The organism is Pseudonocardia sp., from assembly GCF_050250275.1.
In the GTDB taxonomy this organism is placed as follows: domain Bacteria; phylum Actinomycetota; class Actinomycetes; order Mycobacteriales; family Pseudonocardiaceae; genus Pseudonocardia.
In genome coordinates, this window is sequence record NZ_JBFWOY010000009.1 from 134,003 (window position 1) to 149,735 (window position 15,733).

The window sequence follows — 15,733 nt, forward strand, 5'->3', positions numbered from 1 at the left end:
CGCACACGTCGATCCCGCAACGGATTGCCGACTTATGAGACACCCGACCGTCCTGCCGGCGGCTCAGGAGGCCTTGCGCACCGCCGCGGCGAGCTCGTCGCGGGTCATGGACGAGCGGCCGGGGACGTCGAGCTTCCTGGCGAGGGCGGTGAGCTCGGACTTGGTCGCGGTGTCGAGATCGACCGCACGTCGTGTCGCCCGTTTCCGGCCCGAGGTCTTCTTCTTCGATGCCGACCCGTTCCTCGCCGTCGACGACCCACCACCGGGCTTGCGTCGCCGCGCCTGCTCGACGCTGCGCTCCAGCGCCGCGAGCAGGTCCGACATCTCCGTCGCATCCGGTGGCTCGGCCTCGACGACGGTCTCGTTGCCGGCCTTCTTGTCGTCGACGAGCTTCTCGACGCGGTCGCGGTAGGTGTCGCGGTAGCGCGTGGGGTCCCAGTCGGTGCTCATGGAGTCGATCAGGCTCGTGGCCATCTGCAGCTCTCTGCCCTTGACCTGGACGCGCCCGGGCACGTCGAGGTCGTCGGGGTCGCGCACCTCGTCGGCGAAGAACAGTGTCTGCAGGACGAGCAGGTCGCCGTCGGGCCGCACCGCGGCGAGGTACTCCTTGCCGCGCATCACGAACGTGCCGACGCCGGCACGGCCGGTCTCCGTCATGGCGCGGCGCAGCAGCGCGTAGGGGCGGGCGTACTGCTCCTCCGTGGGCGCGAGCCGGTAGGTGCGCTGGTACCAGACGGGGTCGATGTCGGCGAGCTCGACGAAGTCGCTGATCTCCAGGTTGCGCGAGCGGCCGGGGGCGATGGCGTCGAGCTCCTCGGGGTCGATGACGACGTGTTCGCCGTCGCCGATGTCGGCCCCCTTGACGATGTCGTCGTAGTCGACCTCGTCGCCGGTACGTTCGTTGACGCGCTTGTTGCGGACGCGGTCGGAGGTGCCGCGTTCGAACTGGTGGAAGTGGACGGTGTGGTCGCCGGTCGCCGTGTGCAGGCCGACGGGGATCGACACCAGTCCGAACGTGATCGAGCCGGTCCAGATCGCGCGTGCCATGCCGGGCCTCCTCGGGTGCTGTGTCGGCGTCCGGGATGTCCGTACCCGCGGCGCCCGCGGTGTACCCGTCGCGCGCGGGCCCGATCCTGCGGGACGTCGCGACCGACCGACCGGACGGTCGTGTCGTCGGCTATCCTCGCTGGTCCGAGCGAGTGAAGGAGGGGACCCATGAAGGCGGCGCCCCAGGGTACGGCCCGGCGGGCCGAGATCGTCGCGGCGGCCGCCCGGCTTTTCGACGAGCGGGGCTACCACGCCACGTCGATGGACGACATCGCCGCGGCGGTGGGGATCAAGAAGCCCACCCTCTACCACCACGTGCAGAGCAAGACCCAGATCGTCATCTGGATCCACGACGAGCTCGTCCACGACCTCACCGACCGGTTGCAGCGGCGCGTGGCCGACGAGCTGCCGCGCCCGGAGATCCTGCTCGGCGTCATGGACGACATCCTCGGCCTGCTCGAGACGCGCCCCGGGCACCTTCGTGTCTACTTCGAACACCACCGCGAGATCCCGGGGGAGGAGGGGCGCGTCGCCCGGGAGATGCGCGACCGCTACACCCAGACGGTCCGGCAGCTGATCGAGGAGGGGGCGGCCGCCGGCGAGTTCCGCGTCGAGAACCCCGGTCTGACGACGTTCGCCTTCTTCGGCATGTGCAACTGGGCCTACCAGTGGTACCGCCCCGGCGGCCCGCTCACCCACCAGGCCATCGCCCGCTACTTCTGGCAGATCTTCATGTCCGGCATCGCCACCGGTCCCCAGGTCCTGGAGGGTCACGCCGACCAGCTCGGCGGCTGAGGCCTCACTCCGGCCTGGTGGCGATCGTCTCGACCGCCTGCTCGGCGGCGCTCCACGTCGCGCGGGGCGGGTGGTAGCCCAGCAGCCGCCAGCCCACACCGTCGGCGTTGCCACCCCACGACGGGTCGCCGAACATTCCCTCGATGGTGTGCCGGCGGACCAGTGCGAAGAACGCGCGGGCCGACGGCCCGGCCTCGCCGGCCTCGAGCGCCCCGAGCACCGCGTCCTGCTCGGCGTCCGGGAGGTCCGCGAACCCGGCACCGGAACACGACCGGGCGTGGCGGTCGGCCGCGGCGAGACCCCGGCGGTAGTCGTCGAGCAGGGACGCGTACGCCGTGCGCAGGGCCCGGTCGATGTAGCGCACGACGAGCGCCTCGGCCGCGCCCGGGCCGGTCTCGTCGCCGGGGATCAGGCGCTCCGTGACGGCGTCGAGGATCGCCAGCTCGGTCGGGGTCAGGCCGACGGCCGCGGGTCGCCCGTTCGCGTCGACCGCGTCATCGCTCACGGACGGACCCCCAGTTCCCGACGATGTGCTCGGCGGTGCGCCAGCTGAGCGCCTGAGCGGTCAGCGTCGGGTTGTACCCGCCGGCGGACGGGAAGACCGAGGCGCCGAGGACCCCGAGGTTGGGAACCTCGTGTGCCATGCCGAACGCGTCGACCACCGAGGTCTGCGGATCGTGGCCCATCCGGGTACCGCCGTAGGCGTGCCGGCCCTCGACCTGGTCGGTCACGGCCCAGGTCTCGGTCGCGCCCGCGCGCCGGAGCCACTGCTGCAGCTTCTCTGCGTGGAACTCGCCGCCACGCCGCTCGTTCTCGTGCACGCGGTGGGTGACGCGCACGACCGGCAGGCCGTGCGGGTCGCGGACCACCGGGTCGAGATCGAGATGGTTCGTCTCGTAGGGCAGCGAGTCGAACTGCGACGAGGCGCCGCCCACCGACCGGGCGTGGGCGGCGAGCCAGCGCTTCCAGGCGCCGCCCCAGCGGGGGACTCCCGGGGGCACCGCCCGCCCTGCCGCCACACCGATCGGCTTGAGCTCACCCCACGCCGACAGCATGCCTCCCCCGACGAACCCGAGGCCGGTGTGGTCGAAGTGGTCGGCGTTCCAGTCGTTGACGCAGACCCCTTGGGCCATCGTCCCGTTGAACAGGTTGAGGTTGCGCCCGGCGAACAGCCCGAACGCGTACGCGTTGATGTGCGCCATGTAGTTGCGGCCGACCTGACCGCCGTTGTTGGCGATCCCGTTCGGGAACGCCGCGGACCGGGACAGCAGCAGTAGTCGCGTGTTCTCGTAGGTGAACGTCGCGAGCAGGACCACACGCGCGGACTGGAAGCGCTCGACCCCGCCCTGGACGTAGCGCACGCCGGCCGCGAGGCCGTCGGCACCGACCTCGATCGCGACGACCCGCGCGTCCGTCTCGATCGCCAACAGGCCGGTCTGCTCGGCCCGGGGGATCACGGTCGTGGCCGTCGAGCCCTTGGCGTCGACGTGGCAGCCGTTGCACCGGCAGAACCCGCAGAAGGTGCATTCGCCGCGCCCGTCACGCGGCTCCGAGTTGATCGCCGCGGGCGCCGGGAACGGATGCCAGCCCAGCTCCTCGGCCGCGGTCTGCATCAGCTCGTTCCAGCCGCTGCGGCGCAAGGGGCGCATCGGGTAGTCACGCGTGCGAGGGGCTTCGAAAATGTCGCCGCCGGGCTGCACGCTGTCCCTGACACGCCCGGCCAGCCCGCTCACGCCGAGTGCGCGCTCCGTGGCGTCGTAGTACGGAGCCAGGTCGTCGTAGTCGAGGGGCCAGTCGGCGGGCGTCGCGCCCTCCGGGATCGCGGCGGCCCCGTAGCGCTCGACGATGTTGCTCAGCGGCCGGAAGTCCCACGGGTGGAACCGCAGGCTGACGCACTCGTAGTGGACGGTGGCCCCGCCCACCCCGTTGGCCATCAGCATCGGCCACGGGGACGGTCCCGCGACGTCGGACTCGCGCTCGCGCCACGTAGGGACCTCGTGCCTGGCCTTCGGTTCCGCCATCCACTCCCGCACGTCGTTGCGGATCTCGTCGAACGTCATCTGCGATGCGGGACGGTGCGGCCCGGCCTCCAGTCCCACGACCCGGATCCCGGCCCGGGTGAGCACGTGCGCGGCGATTCCGCCCATCCCACCGAGCCCGATGACGACGACGTCGGTCTCCCTGGCTCGCGCGACCACGGTCCTCCGTTCCTCCTCCACCGGGTCGCCGGCCCGTACCGTGGGCCGGCTCCGTCGTCTCAGCCCAGCAGTGCCCAGACCACCTCGTTGGTGCCGCGCAGCTCGGCCGGGGTCCCCCTGGCGACGATCTCGCCCCGCTGCAGGACCGCGGCGTAGTCGCAGATCTCCAGGGCCAGTTCCGCGTTCTGCTCGACGAGCAGGATCGTCTGTCCCGCGTGGTGGATCTCCAGCAGTGCGTTGAACACCACGTCGATCACTGCAGGTGCCAGCCCCATCGACGGTTCGTCGAGGAGCAGGACCCGGGGGTTGGTCAGCACCCCGCGCGCGATCGCCAGCATCTGCTGTTCGCCGCCGCTGAGCAGCCCGGCCGGCTGGTGACGGCGGCTGCGGAGGACCGGGAACATGTCGTAGACCGACTGGAGCTCCTGCTCGAACTGCGCGGCCGTGCGTCCGCCGGCTGCTCGACACTGGCGGAGGTTCTCGTACACGGTCAGCGGCGCGGCGACCATGCGTCCCTCCGGGACGATGGCGACGCCTCGGCGGACGAGCTTGTGCGCTGGGATCCCGGTGACGTCCTCGCCGTCGAGCAGCACCCGGCCGCCCTTCGGGCGGATCAGGCCGGCGACGGCGTTGAGAGCCGAGGACTTGCCCGCACCGTTCGCGCCGATGAGCGACACGAAGTGGCCGTCGGGGACGTCGAGGTCGATCTCCCTAACTGCTTGGATCGGCCCGTAGGAAACGGAGAGCCTGGACACGCTCAGCATCGCCCCTCCTTCCGAAGTACGCCTCTTGCACGTCGGCGCCGGCCAGGCACTCGGCAGGATCGCCCTCGGCCAGCAGCCGCCCCGACTGCATGACCACGCAGCTGTCGCAGTAGTCGATGACCAGGCGCATGTTGTGCTCGATCAGGATCACCGTCATGCCTTGGGCGACGATCTCGCGCAGCAGGTCCCCGACCGCCGAGGCCTCGGTGTAGTTCATCCCGGCGGTGGGCTCGTCGAGCAGCAGGACCGACGGTCGCGACGCCAGTGCCCGCGCGATCTCGACCCGGCGCTGGTCGCCGTAGGACAGGGTCTCGGCGTGTAGCTCGGGCGGGGTCGTGAGTCCGACCGCGGACATCAGCTCGCGCGCCTGCTCCGCGAGCTCGCGGCGCTCCCGGCGCTCCGCGGGGGTGGCGGCGACGATCGAGAGCAGGCCTGCGCTGCCCCGGACGAAGCCACCCGCCATTATCGTCTCGAGCGTCGTCAGGCCGGGTGAGAGCCGGATGTTCTGGTAGGTGCGGGCCAACCCGCGCCGCGCCCGTTCGTACGCCGGCTGTCCGGTCACCTCGGTTCCGAACAGCGTGATCTCGCCGCTGTCGACCGGTAGCACTCCGCTCAGCAGGTTGATCACGGTGGTCTTGCCCGCGCCGTTCGGCCCCAGGACGCCGAAGATCGAGCCGCGCGGCACCCGCACGGTGAAGTCGTCCACCGCGTTGAGCCCGCCGAAGACCTTCGTGACCCCATGGGTCTCGACGGCCGCGACGTCGTCGTCCGCCGTCGGTGCGGGGCTCGTGGTGTCGGCTCGCGGCGCCCGGACGGCGTCCTCAACCGGCGACGGGGCGACCGGTGACGGGGCGGCCGGCGGCGGGGCTGCCGGCGACGGGGCGGTCGGCGCGACGCCCGCAGGCTCGGCCGGGGCCTTGCGCGAGGGCAGTAGACCCGTGGCCCGCCTCCACAGGGCCGGGTCGTAGAGGCCCTTCGGGAGGAAGATCATGATGACGATGATCAGGATGCCGTAGATGATCTGCACGACGCTCGACGGCACCAGGCGGTCGAGCATCTGCGGCAGCGCCGTGAACACCAGCCCACCGATGATCGCGCCGGGCCACCGGTAGGCGCCGCCGAGCACCACGGCGGCGAGCGACACGAACGCCAGATGGACGTAGAACGTCGACGGGTCGATGTAGCGCAGCAGGTTGGCGAGCAGCACACCCGCCACCCCGCCGAGCAGGCCGCCGAGCAGGAACCCGATCCGCTGGATGGCGGCCGGGTTGATCCCGATCCCGGCAGCGACCAGCGGGTCCTCACGCACCACCGCGGCAGCGAGTCCCAGCCGCGAGCCGCGCATCCGCGCGAACACGTAGGCGAAGAGCGCCAGCGTGCCCACCAGGTAGCCCCAGCCGTACCACTGCGGGACCGCGATGCCGTTGACCCCACCGGTGAACGGCGTCGCGTTCAGCACCAACACGTTGGTGATGAGGAGCAGCGCGATCGTCGCCATCGCGAGGTAGTGGCCGTTGAGCCGCCCGAACAGGTACGACAGCAGGTAGCCGAACGCCCCGCCGGCGACACCGCCCGCGACCAGGACCACGAACGCCGGAACGCCGGTCCCGGCCGCGAGCGCCGCGAGCAGGAAACCGCCGATCGCGCCCGAGCTGATCGGGGCGACACTGAGCACCCCGGTGGACAACGAGGCGTACAGCGACAGGGCGAACAGCGCGTACACGATGCCGAACTGCAGCATCGACAGCCAGGAGGCGAGGTTCATGGTCGCTACGCCCGGTTCGCTTCGAGCTGGTTGAACAGGCCTTGCGGCCGGATGATGAGCACCGCGAGCAGGACGCCGAAGGTGATGGCGTCACGGAAGGCCGACGAGACGTACTGGGCGCTGAGCACCTGCACCACCCCGATGGTGATGCCGCCGAGCATCGCTCCGCCGATGCTGCCGACGCCGCCGAGCACGACCGCGGCGAAGCCGGCCAGCAGGAGCGTCTCACCGACGTTGAACGAGATGTCGTTCGACGTGATGCCGGCGAGCCCGCCGGCGAGCCCGGCGACGCCCGCGGCGAGAAAGGCCGTCCCGATGATCGTCAGCCGCGGGTTGACGCCGACGACGGCGACGGAGCGTGCGTCATGCCCGATCGCGCGCACGGCGGCGCCGAACCCGGTCCGGTTCAGCAGCACCCAGATCGCCACGACCACGACGACCGCGACACAAACGTTGATGAACGTGCTGGCGAGGATCAGGACACCGAACACGCTGACACTCCACTCCGGCAGCAACGTCGCGGGGTAGCCGTTGCCGTGGACGCCGACGAGCTCCTGGGCCAGGCTGAGCGAGACGATCCAGACGCCGATGCTCGTGATCAACGTGCCGATCATCATCTGCGAGCCGCGCCCGCGCAGCGGTTGGAAGCACAGCACGTCGACCAGGACGCCGACGAGCCCGGCACCCACGACCCCCACGGCGACGGCCAGCCACAGCGGCACGCCGAGGCCGGTCGCGGCGTAGAAGGCGATCAGTGCTCCCCACGTCGCGAAGGTGCCGTGGGCCACGTTCAGGATCCCCAGCTTGGAGAAGACGAGTCCGAACCCGATCGCGAACAGGCCGATCAGCACCCCCTGACCGAGCCCGTTCACCACCTGCTGGAAGAAGACCTGCATGTCCGCTCAGCGCCCCGGCTCGGCGACCAGGCTCACCGTGCCGTCCTTGTTCCACGTGACGATCGTCGCCTTGCCGGTGAAGTGCGCATCGCCGTCGCGCATCTCGAACGTGCCCGCGGGTGTCTCCAGCGTCGTGATCTTGCTCATCGCGTCCGCGATCGCCTTGCGATCGGTGGTGACCCCGGCGTCCTTGACGGCCTGGGCCATGAACCGCATGCCGTTGTAACCGGACACGGAGAAGAAGTCGGGCTGCTCGTTGTACTTGGCCACGTAACGGCGGACGAACTCCTTCGACATCGGGTTGTCGAACACGGGCGAGTACTGGGCGGCGAAGGTCAGCCCCTCGAGCGCCGGACCGCCGATGTCGTACAGCGACGGCAGCGCCATCGAGTAGTTGCCGATCTTGTGACCGGTGTAGCCCTGCTGCTGCAGGGCGCGCAGCAGGAGCGGGCCCGAGTTGGCCTGGACGTTGACCAGCACCACGTCGGGCTTCAGGTCGAGCACCTTCGTCGCCGCGCCGGCGAAGTCCTTGTCGGTGGTCAGTGTGTTGACCGTGGACACGAGCTCGATGCCGTTCCTGGCCAGGGCGGCGTGCCACACCTCGAGGACCGCGGGGTCGGCCAGCGTCGGGCTGTCGTTGGCCAGCACCATGACGGCGCGCTTGGGCTGCCACAGTGCGGCTGCGGCGTCGACGGTCTGGCTGTAGAGGCCGCCGGGAGCGGCGGCGTCGTAGGACACCCGGACGAAGTTCGGCAGTTCGGGCAGGCCCTTCGACGCGGCGGAGGTCATCACCGTGGGCATCCCACCGGCCGTCGCGAGCGGCTTGAGCGCACCCGCCGTGGTGCCGACCACGCAGCACAGGACACCGACCACGTCCGATGCCTCGAACGCCTTGTACTGCGACACGGCCGTGGCCTTGTCCCCGCGGTTGTCCTGGATGTCGAGGTCCAGCGTCGCCGACCCGAGGTAGTCCGCCTCGTTGAGCTCCTCGGTGGCGATGACGGCGCCCTGCTTGATCGCCCGGCCGAACACGCCGAGCGTGCCGGAGTCCTCGATCGTCATGCCCACCTTGATGGTGGTGGTGGACGCGTCGCTCCCGCCTCCGGTCGATCCGCTGTCCCCGCCGCATCCGGCGACCAGACCTATCGCACACAGAAGTGCGACGGATCGAAGCGACGACCTCGCAGCGAATCTCATGAGTCTCTCCTTTGAGACATTTTCAATACCGTTTCGCGCCCGGCGAAACTGTCGAGACGAGTGGCGGGGAGGCCATTTCGGAAATCTGCAAGAATCTGCTTGAAACGCGTCTCGGGCGTGGACCACGGACAACGTTCCGGCACGCAGTGGGCGGCTCACCGCGAATACAACACCAGAGCGCCCAGAGCTGTCAAGAACGGACATCTGCACGCGAGATGCGCTTCAGTGGCGTTGGTGAGCCGCGGGAAGCCCCGCCGGTCGACCATTCGGAGTACTGGTCCCACCAGGCCTGGCGCCAGTAGTTCCGCCGGCCCGGACCTACCCGGAGGGGAGGGAAATACCTCTCGTTCGGTCGTCGCCGACTAATGGCGCCGGGCTCGATGATATCGATGCAGGGCTGGCGTCGAGAGTCGTCACCGAACAGAATACGTCCGAACTCGGCCCAATCGTGTCGTGCGGTCCCGGCGGCGGCCACGAACGCCGCCGGGCGAAATCAGTCGGTGCGTTTCCTGGCGGGCGATCCGTTGCTCGAGCGGAGCGAACACCTCCGATTCCGCCGACGCCGAAATCCCGGGTCCGCGTTCGACGACGCAGCTGTTCGCCCGCCTCGTCGGGTGCTTTTCGGATTCAGTGCACGTGAGCAGGGGCCGCCCGGCCGGCGGGAGCCGGCCGGGCGACGCGCCGGGAGCACGACGCCCGCTCCGGACGATCCGGTCGAACGCCGGACAGCCGGATGGACCGACCGTGACGGGATCTACCGGATACTGCCTCCGTGTCGCGAACCGGGTCGGGTGAGTCGGTGATCTCCCGCGTGGTGCGGATCTTCGAGGCGTTCACGTCGAGCCGCCGGGCGTTGACGGTCACCGAGCTCTCCCGCCTGTCCGGCCTGCACATCGCCACCGCGTCGAGGCTGGTCGCCGAGCTGGTCAGCCACGGGCTGCTCACCAGGACGGCGGACGGACGGGTCCTGGTGGGTATGCGGATGTGGGAGCTCGCGCAGCGGGCCTCGCCGACGCTGGCCCTGCGCGAGGCGGCGATGCCCTACCTCGAGGACCTGCACGCCGTTGTCGGCCACCACGTTCAGCTGGGGGTGGTCGACGGCGCCGAGGTGCTCTTCCTGGAACGGCTGTCGGCGCCGGTCGCGGTCGTCAACGTCACGCCGATCGCGGGCCGGCTGCCGCTGCACGTCTCGGCCTCCGGTCTCGTCCTCGTCGCCTTCGGGCCGCCCGAGCTCCAGGAGCGCATGCTGGCCGGTGCCCGTGAACGTCTGACCGCCCACACGCTGACCGACCAGGAACATCTGCGACGCGTGCTGGCAGGCATCCGGCGCGACGGTTACATCGTCACCAACGGTCATGTCCACCCGGACGCGTCCGGCATCGCGGTGCCGATCCGTGACGCGAGGGACGCGGTGGTCGCGGCGCTGTCGGTGATCGTGCCCAACGACGGCCAGGCGTTCGCGTGGATCCCGGTGCTGCGTGCCTCGGCACGCGGGATCGCCCGCGGACTCGGCGCGCGTCCGGCAGGCGCGGCCAAGAACCCTCTCATTCAATGAGATCGGCCTTCTGCCGGCCACCCACACCTCGCATCCTCATGGTCACCCAGCGCCGGGAGGACCCATGGTCGGCATCGATCCGTTGCGGCCCAACCTGCCTGCGCCCAGCGGTGCAGGGCTGCGGCGGTCCAGCCGGGCGGGTCACGCCCGTGGGTTGCCGGACATCGGCCCTGCCGACACGACCGAGGAGATCCGTTCACCATGAGTGCGTTGATGAGCGAGACCCCCGTCAGGGCCGAGCCCGCGGCCGCCCTCCGCCGGCTCGGGGAGCTCAGGTCACCGGGGGAGGTCCGGGCCCAGGCACCCGGCATCGCGGCGGCCGAGCTCGACCTCGACCGGGTGCTGCTGTCCACGGTGCGCCACGGCGAGCTGATCCCCGAACACCTGCACGCCCCGGTCGGAGACACCGCCGAGCGCGCGCTGCTCGAGGCGCTGCGGGCGAAGCCGGTTGCGCTGGCGCGTCCGCTGGCCGAGGCCGAGCTCGTCCGGCGCGCAAGCGCCCGGATCGTGTCGGACCGGCGCGGGTACGGGCACGCGCTCGGCTGGAGCAGCTACGTCGCCGCACCGGTCGCCGTCGACGGCCAGGTGATCGGCTTCCTGCACGGCTGCCGCCTACGGGGTGGCCGCGACGTCGAGGACGTCGACGCGGACAACCTCGAGTCGTTCGCGCTGTCCTTCGCGCTCGTGTTCGAGCGGGCCGTCCTGCGGCACCGGCTCCGCACCCAGCGCCAGGTGCTGCAGCGGATCGTCGTCTCGGCCGAGGCGGGCTACGAGCGCACGATCACCCTCACCGACGACGGCGGCGACCCGGTGCCGCGTCGGCCGGAGCCCCCGGGCGATCTGGAGGGCCTGCGCGACGTGCTCACCCGGCGGGAGATCGACGTGCTCGACCTGATCGCGCGCGGCGACACCAACGCGGGCATCGCCCGCGCGCTGGTCCTCTCGGAGGGCACCGTGAAGTTCCACGTCAAGAACATCCTGCGCAAGCTCGGCGCGGCGAACCGCGCCGAGGCCTCCTCGCGCTACCTGCGGATGACGCTGCACCGGGAGCGCCCCTCGCTCGTCCGCGGCTGAGCCGGACCCGCCCGCCCCGGGTGCGGTGGGCCGGTCGCGCGTGGGGTGGGCGGCCCGTGCACCCGGGCGGTCCACCCCCGCGTCATCCGCCGTGGCCGGTCACCCTCGCGATGAGTGCGTCGGGATCCGGGGGCAGGTCGTCCCCGCGCCAGGCGACGTACTGATCCGGACGGATCAGCGCGAGCCGGCGGCCGTAAAGACCCACGGCCTCGGGCTGCGAGACGTCCAGCACGGCCAGGGGGACGCCGCGCGCCGCAGCGGCCCGGCGCAGGGGCAGGGTGTCGATCGACTCGTCGAAGCGCAGCAACGTGAACCACGTGCCCAGGCGATCGAACAGCGAGCTCCCGTGCCCGCGCTGCTCGTCCAGCCACAGATGCGGCGCGCGGCCGCCCGGCTCCCCGCAGGGGACGTACACGTCGAGGTCGTCCGCCGGCGGCGGGCCGTCGTCGACGATGAGCGGCGAGCCGTCGTAGCGTGCGCCGAGCTGCACGCCGGTCGCGTCGACCTCCTCGTCGCGGAAGAAATGGTTGTTCTTCACGAACGAGGACTGCGCGGCGGCGCGTCGCTGCGCCGCACCGACGGGGGAGTCGTCCTCGAGGTGGGGGGTCGCCTCCGGCGCGTGCCACGACATCGCGATCTTGCGGGCCGCCCCGGTGTTGCGGTAGCCGATCGGCTTGCGCTCGGCCTCGTAGGAGCGGAGCAGCCCCGGCCCACCCCACCCGGCGACGAGCGCGGCCAGCTTCCAGCCGAGGTTCGAGGTGTCGTCGAGTCCGGTACTCATGCCGAACCCGCCGGTGGGGGTGAACAGGTGGGCCGAGTCCCCGGCCAGTGCGATGCGGTCCACGACGTAGCGCTCGGCGACCAGGGCCGCACCGGCGGTCCACGGCTGGTAGTTGACGATCTCGACGGGAATGTCCGCGCCGATGCAGCGCTGCATCCACCGCCGGACCTCCGCGCGGTCCAGTCGGCCGGCATCCCGGTTGGGCTTGGCCAGCATCATGAACTCGTCCTCGCCGTCGAGCGAGATGATCATTCCGGCGGCGTCGTCGTTGATGAGCCAGTACGCCCACGCCCTGCGGTCGGCGAGGAACCGCGGCACGAGGTCGGGGATGCGCATGTGGACCGAGTAGACGAGCCCGGCGAAGTAGTCGGTCTCCCGCACGTCGCCCTCGTACCGGACCCCGAGCGACCTACGGGTCACGCCCCGCGCCCCGTCGCAGCCCGCCGCGTACTGCGCGCGCCACGTCCCTTCGGTCCCCGTGTCCACCTCGTGGGCCCGCAGCGTGACCCCGTCGACGTCCTGGGCGACGTCGTCGACGTGCCACCCGAACCGCAACGTGATGTTCGGGCGTTGCGCGGCGTGCCGGTGCAGCACGCGCTCGGCGTACATCTGGTTGACGTGGTACATCGGCTCGACGTACTGGTCCGTCGACGGGCCGGTCCGGCGGGTGGCGAGCCGCTCGGCCTGGCTCGGGCGCCGGAACCGGAAGATCTCGTGGCCGCTGAGCCTCGTCAGCACCGCATGGTCGAACGGATGGTCTGCCGGGACACCCAACGCGCGTATGTCGTCGACGACTCCGAGCGTCCGGTAGTGCTCCATCGTCCGCGAGTTCTGCCCGTTCCCCTTCGGGTGCCACCGGGTCGTCTGCTCGGTGTTGAAGACGGTCGACCCGACCCCGAGACGGTCCAGGAACAGCGCCAGCAGCAACCCGACGGGGCCGCCGCCGACGATGGCCACGGGCGTCGTTGACATCCTGCGGTTCGACACATCGCCCCTATTTCGTCGCTGTGGCCACGGGCGGCCTCACGCCCGGTTCCATACCTCGTCCGCGACCTCGACGAGGCGGGCCAGCTTCGCCCACTGCTCGTCCTCGGAGAGGATGTTCCCCTCCTCGGTCGAGGCGAATCCACATTGGCCGGAGATGCAGAGCTGGTCCTGCGGCGCGTACTTCGCCGCGTCGTCGATGCGCCGCTTCAGCTCGTCCTTGCCCTCCAGCCGCCCGGACTTGGTGGTCATGATGCCGAGCACCACCCTCTTGTCCTTCGGCAGCAGCCGCAGCGGGGCGAACGTGCCGGAGCGCGCGTCGTCGTACTCCATGAAGTACCCGTTGACCCGGATCCGGTCGAACAGGACCTCCTGCACCGCGTCGTAGCTGCCGGCACCCATGAAGGTCGACTTGTAGTTCCCGCGACACAGATGCATCGTGATCGTCATGTCCGGCGGCACGTCGGCGATCGCCTCGTTGATGAGGTCGCCGTAGAGGACGGCCAGCTTGTCCGGGTCGTCGCCCCGTTCCACCATCGCCCGCACGTAGTCGGTGTCGCACAGCATGGCGATGAAGACCTCGTCGAGCTGCAGGTAGCGGCAGCCCGCTGCGACGAACTGGCCGACCACGGTGCGGTAGGCCCTGCCGACATCGGCGAAGAACTCGTCGAGATCGGGATAGACGTCGCGGTCGATCGGGATGGTGATCGGACGGCCGTAGATCGCGGACGGTGCCGGGATGGTGATCTTCGGAACGACACCCGCGGCGTGCTCCTGCACGAACCTGAAGTGATCCACCATCGGATGCGTGCCGGACAGGCCGACCTTCCCGGTGACCTTGAGGCCTTCGCTGCGGGTGTTGGTCGCGGCGAACTTGACGCCGGAGTCCGTGACGTAGCGCTCGACGCCGTCGAGCCCCCAGAGGAAGTCCAGGTGCCACCACGAACGGCGGAACTCGCCGTCGGTGGCCGCCTGCAGCCCCACGCTGCGCTGCTTCTCGATGACGCGCCGGATCTCGTGGTCCTCGACGCTCCGCAGCTCCGCGGCGCTGATCTCGCCGGCGACCCGCCCGGCACGCGCGTCGCGCACCGCGGCCGGGCGCAGCAGGCTGCCGACGTGGTCGGCCCGGAACGGTGGCCTGCTCGCCCCGGCAGTCGTTCCCGTGCTCATGGTGCAACCTCTCGGCTCGCGCCGGCCCTCCGCAGGGAGTGCCGGCTCACGTCTGGGACGGCGCGGTCGCCGGCATCCGGTCGAACTCGAGCCGGAGCTCGGTCAGCCCGCGGAACGTCGGGCTCTGGTGGCGGGTCGGCCCCGTACCCGGGGCCACCCGGATGTTCGTCATGCGGGAGAACAGCTTCGTGAAGGCGACCTGTGACTCCAGGCGGCCCAACGGCGCACCCAGGCAGAAATGGGAGCCCTTGCCGAAGGCGAGATGGTCGACCGCCGAGCGGCGCCCGGGATCGAGCGCGGCCGCGTCGTCACCCCATCTCGCCTCGTCCCGGTTGGCCGACTGCAGCATCACGATCAGGTAGGAGCCCTCGGGGATGGGCACCCCGCCGAGCTCGGTGTCGCGCCGCGCGACCCGCGGAACCCACTGCAGTGGTGACTCCAGTCGCAGTACCTCCTCGATCAGCAACCGGATCCTGGCCGGGTCGTGCACGACGAGGTCGCGCAACTCGTCGTGGCGGACCAGCAGCAGCATCGCGTTCGACAGCAGGTGGCCGGTCGTCGTGATTCCCGCGCGCACGAACTGGCCGAGGTCGGCCCGCACGATGGCGAGGTTGAACGCGCCGTCGTCGGCGGCCTGGGCCTGGATCATCTCGGTGAGCCCGTCGTCGCGCGGCTCGGTTACGCGATCGAGGATCGCGGCGGTGACCAGGGGGCCGATCTCGGCGGGGTCACCCTGTTTCGTGACCTCGTCCTCGGTCATGAACTTCCGGCCGCCCCGCCACTCCATCAGGCCCCACGCGTGCATCCAGTCGAAGTCGTCGGGGCCGAGGCCGAGGATGCGGATGATCAGACGGGTGGGCAGCTGGTAGGCGAACTCGTGCATGAACTCGACCCGGCCCTCGTCGATGAATCCGTCGATCAGCTCGTCGACGATGTCCTCGATCCAGGGCCGGTAGGTCCGCAGGCGGGCGGGCTTGAGGAACCGGAACATCCGTGACCGGCGTTCCTGGTGAATAGGTGGGTCCAGTTCGATGACGTTGAGAACATGCCCGGTCCGTTTTCCGAGGGATGCCTCCGGCACACCTTCCGGGCCCGGCCAGTCGAATGGCTGTAGGCGTTCCTCGGTGCGGCCGGAGAACAGGTCATCCCGTTTGAGGACGTACTCGACGTCACGATAGTGCGACACCAGAAATCGTCCTGACTCCACGCGGTGCACCGAGCCGGCGTTCCTGATCTGCGACAGCACCGGCCACGGACAGGCCACGTGCGCGGTGGACGGATAGCTGAATCCGTGCACCTCCGGCTGAGGCACGTGCAGCTCCTTCCGGGGAGGCGCCTGGGACGGGCATCCGAATGCCGGGCCGACCGACCATCGGTCCGTCCCAGCGCTTCCGCCATCATTTTCGATCCCCACAACTGCCGCGTCCGCCGAACGGGAGGACTTCCCCTCCCGTCCGGGCAGGTGCGGCACCTCGCGACGAATCCGTGCGTGGCCGACGGCATATGG

General features: G+C 70.5%; 13 protein-coding genes. 3 read left to right on the forward strand and 10 right to left on the reverse strand.

Features of this window, described 5'->3' with window-relative positions; translation table 11 throughout:
* Positions 1-63: 63 nt before the first annotated feature.
* Entirely contained in the window at positions 64-1,047 is a 984-nt protein-coding gene (locus AB7F12_RS11110) for a Ku protein (RefSeq protein WP_428502132.1), read from the reverse strand.
* Between the two features lie 168 nt (positions 1,048-1,215).
* Between AB7F12_RS11110 and AB7F12_RS11115 the strand changes: the two genes are divergently transcribed.
* A complete protein-coding gene (locus AB7F12_RS11115; protein ID WP_428502131.1) occupies positions 1,216-1,842 on the forward strand; it encodes a TetR/AcrR family transcriptional regulator in 627 nt (208 codons plus the stop codon).
* A gap of 4 nt (positions 1,843-1,846) precedes the next feature.
* Here AB7F12_RS11115 and AB7F12_RS11120 read toward each other — a convergent pair whose 3' ends face one another.
* The 6 genes from AB7F12_RS11120 to AB7F12_RS11145 are packed head-to-tail and all read right to left on the reverse strand — an operon-like array spanning position 1,847 to position 8,866.
* A complete protein-coding gene (locus AB7F12_RS11120; RefSeq protein ID WP_428502130.1) occupies positions 1,847-2,347 on the reverse strand; it encodes a gluconate 2-dehydrogenase subunit 3 family protein in 501 nt (166 codons plus the stop codon).
* Entirely contained in the window at positions 2,337-4,040 is a 1,704-nt protein-coding gene (locus AB7F12_RS11125) for a GMC family oxidoreductase (RefSeq protein ID WP_428502129.1), read from the reverse strand. Before AB7F12_RS11125 ends, AB7F12_RS11120 begins: the two co-directional genes overlap by 11 nt.
* 59 nt (positions 4,041-4,099) lie before the next feature.
* Positions 4,100-4,804 carry an ABC transporter ATP-binding protein gene (locus tag AB7F12_RS11130; protein WP_428502128.1) on the reverse strand — a complete coding sequence of 235 codons (705 nt, stop codon included), beginning with the start codon at positions 4,802-4,804 and terminating at the stop codon, positions 4,100-4,102.
* Positions 4,752-6,569 carry an ATP-binding cassette domain-containing protein gene (locus AB7F12_RS11135; protein ID WP_428502127.1) on the reverse strand — a complete coding sequence of 606 codons (1,818 nt, stop codon included), beginning with the start codon at positions 6,567-6,569 and terminating at the stop codon, positions 4,752-4,754. Before AB7F12_RS11135 ends, AB7F12_RS11130 begins: the two co-directional genes overlap by 53 nt.
* Positions 6,570-6,574: 5 nt before the next feature.
* Positions 6,575-7,465 carry a branched-chain amino acid ABC transporter permease gene (locus AB7F12_RS11140; RefSeq protein ID WP_428502126.1) on the reverse strand — a complete coding sequence of 297 codons (891 nt, stop codon included), beginning with the start codon at positions 7,463-7,465 and terminating at the stop codon, positions 6,575-6,577.
* A 6-nt stretch (positions 7,466-7,471) separates the two neighbouring features.
* Complete coding sequence (locus AB7F12_RS11145) at positions 7,472-8,866, reverse strand: ABC transporter substrate-binding protein (RefSeq protein WP_428516839.1); 1,395 nt, start codon at positions 8,864-8,866, stop codon at positions 7,472-7,474.
* 568 nt (positions 8,867-9,434) lie between these two features.
* On the opposite strand from AB7F12_RS11145, the gene AB7F12_RS11150 reads away from it, so the two are divergent.
* Complete coding sequence (locus AB7F12_RS11150) at positions 9,435-10,217, forward strand: IclR family transcriptional regulator (protein ID WP_428502124.1); 783 nt, start codon at positions 9,435-9,437, stop codon at positions 10,215-10,217.
* 213 nt (positions 10,218-10,430) lie between these two features.
* Complete coding sequence (locus AB7F12_RS11155; RefSeq protein ID WP_428502123.1) at positions 10,431-11,291, forward strand: response regulator transcription factor; 861 nt, start codon at positions 10,431-10,433, stop codon at positions 11,289-11,291.
* A gap of 82 nt (positions 11,292-11,373) precedes the next feature.
* Here AB7F12_RS11155 and AB7F12_RS11160 read toward each other — a convergent pair whose 3' ends face one another.
* The 3 genes from AB7F12_RS11160 to AB7F12_RS11170 are packed head-to-tail and all read right to left on the reverse strand — an operon-like array spanning position 11,374 to position 15,538.
* Positions 11,374-13,044 (reverse strand): FAD-dependent monooxygenase, encoded by a 1,671-nt coding sequence (locus AB7F12_RS11160; RefSeq protein ID WP_428516841.1) that lies wholly within the window; start codon positions 13,042-13,044, stop codon positions 11,374-11,376.
* Between the two features lie 51 nt (positions 13,045-13,095).
* The gene (locus AB7F12_RS11165) at positions 13,096-14,226 is read right to left on the reverse strand and encodes a 5-methyltetrahydropteroyltriglutamate--homocysteine S-methyltransferase (RefSeq protein ID WP_428501437.1); all 1,131 of its coding nucleotides are present in this window, start codon (positions 14,224-14,226) and stop codon (positions 13,096-13,098) included.
* Between the two features lie 46 nt (positions 14,227-14,272).
* A complete protein-coding gene (locus AB7F12_RS11170) occupies positions 14,273-15,538 on the reverse strand; it encodes a cytochrome P450 (protein ID WP_428501438.1) in 1,266 nt (421 codons plus the stop codon).
* Positions 15,539-15,733 lie beyond the last annotated feature (195 nt).

Excerpts from the sequence above, each read along its gene's own strand:
- AB7F12_RS11110 (WP_428502132.1), bottom strand. The coding sequence starts at position 1,047 with ATGGCACGCGCGATCTGGACCGGCTCGATCACGTTCGGACTGGTGTCG.
- AB7F12_RS11115 (WP_428502131.1), top strand. The coding sequence starts at position 1,216 with ATGAAGGCGGCGCCCCAGGGTACGGCCCGGCGGGCCGAGATCGTCGCG.
- AB7F12_RS11130 (WP_428502128.1), bottom strand. The coding sequence starts at position 4,804 with ATGCTGAGCGTGTCCAGGCTCTCCGTTTCCTACGGGCCGATCCAAGCA.
- AB7F12_RS11135 (WP_428502127.1), bottom strand. The coding sequence starts at position 6,569 with ATGAACCTCGCCTCCTGGCTGTCGATGCTGCAGTTCGGCATCGTGTAC.
- AB7F12_RS11140 (WP_428502126.1), bottom strand. The coding sequence starts at position 7,465 with ATGCAGGTCTTCTTCCAGCAGGTGGTGAACGGGCTCGGTCAGGGGGTG.
- AB7F12_RS11145 (WP_428516839.1), bottom strand. The coding sequence starts at position 8,866 with ATGTCCGTTCTTGACAGCTCTGGGCGCTCTGGTGTTGTATTCGCGGTG.
- AB7F12_RS11155 (WP_428502123.1), top strand. The coding sequence starts at position 10,431 with ATGAGCGAGACCCCCGTCAGGGCCGAGCCCGCGGCCGCCCTCCGCCGG.
- AB7F12_RS11160 (WP_428516841.1), bottom strand. The coding sequence starts at position 13,044 with ATGTCAACGACGCCCGTGGCCATCGTCGGCGGCGGCCCCGTCGGGTTG.
- AB7F12_RS11165 (WP_428501437.1), bottom strand. The coding sequence starts at position 14,226 with ATGAGCACGGGAACGACTGCCGGGGCGAGCAGGCCACCGTTCCGGGCC.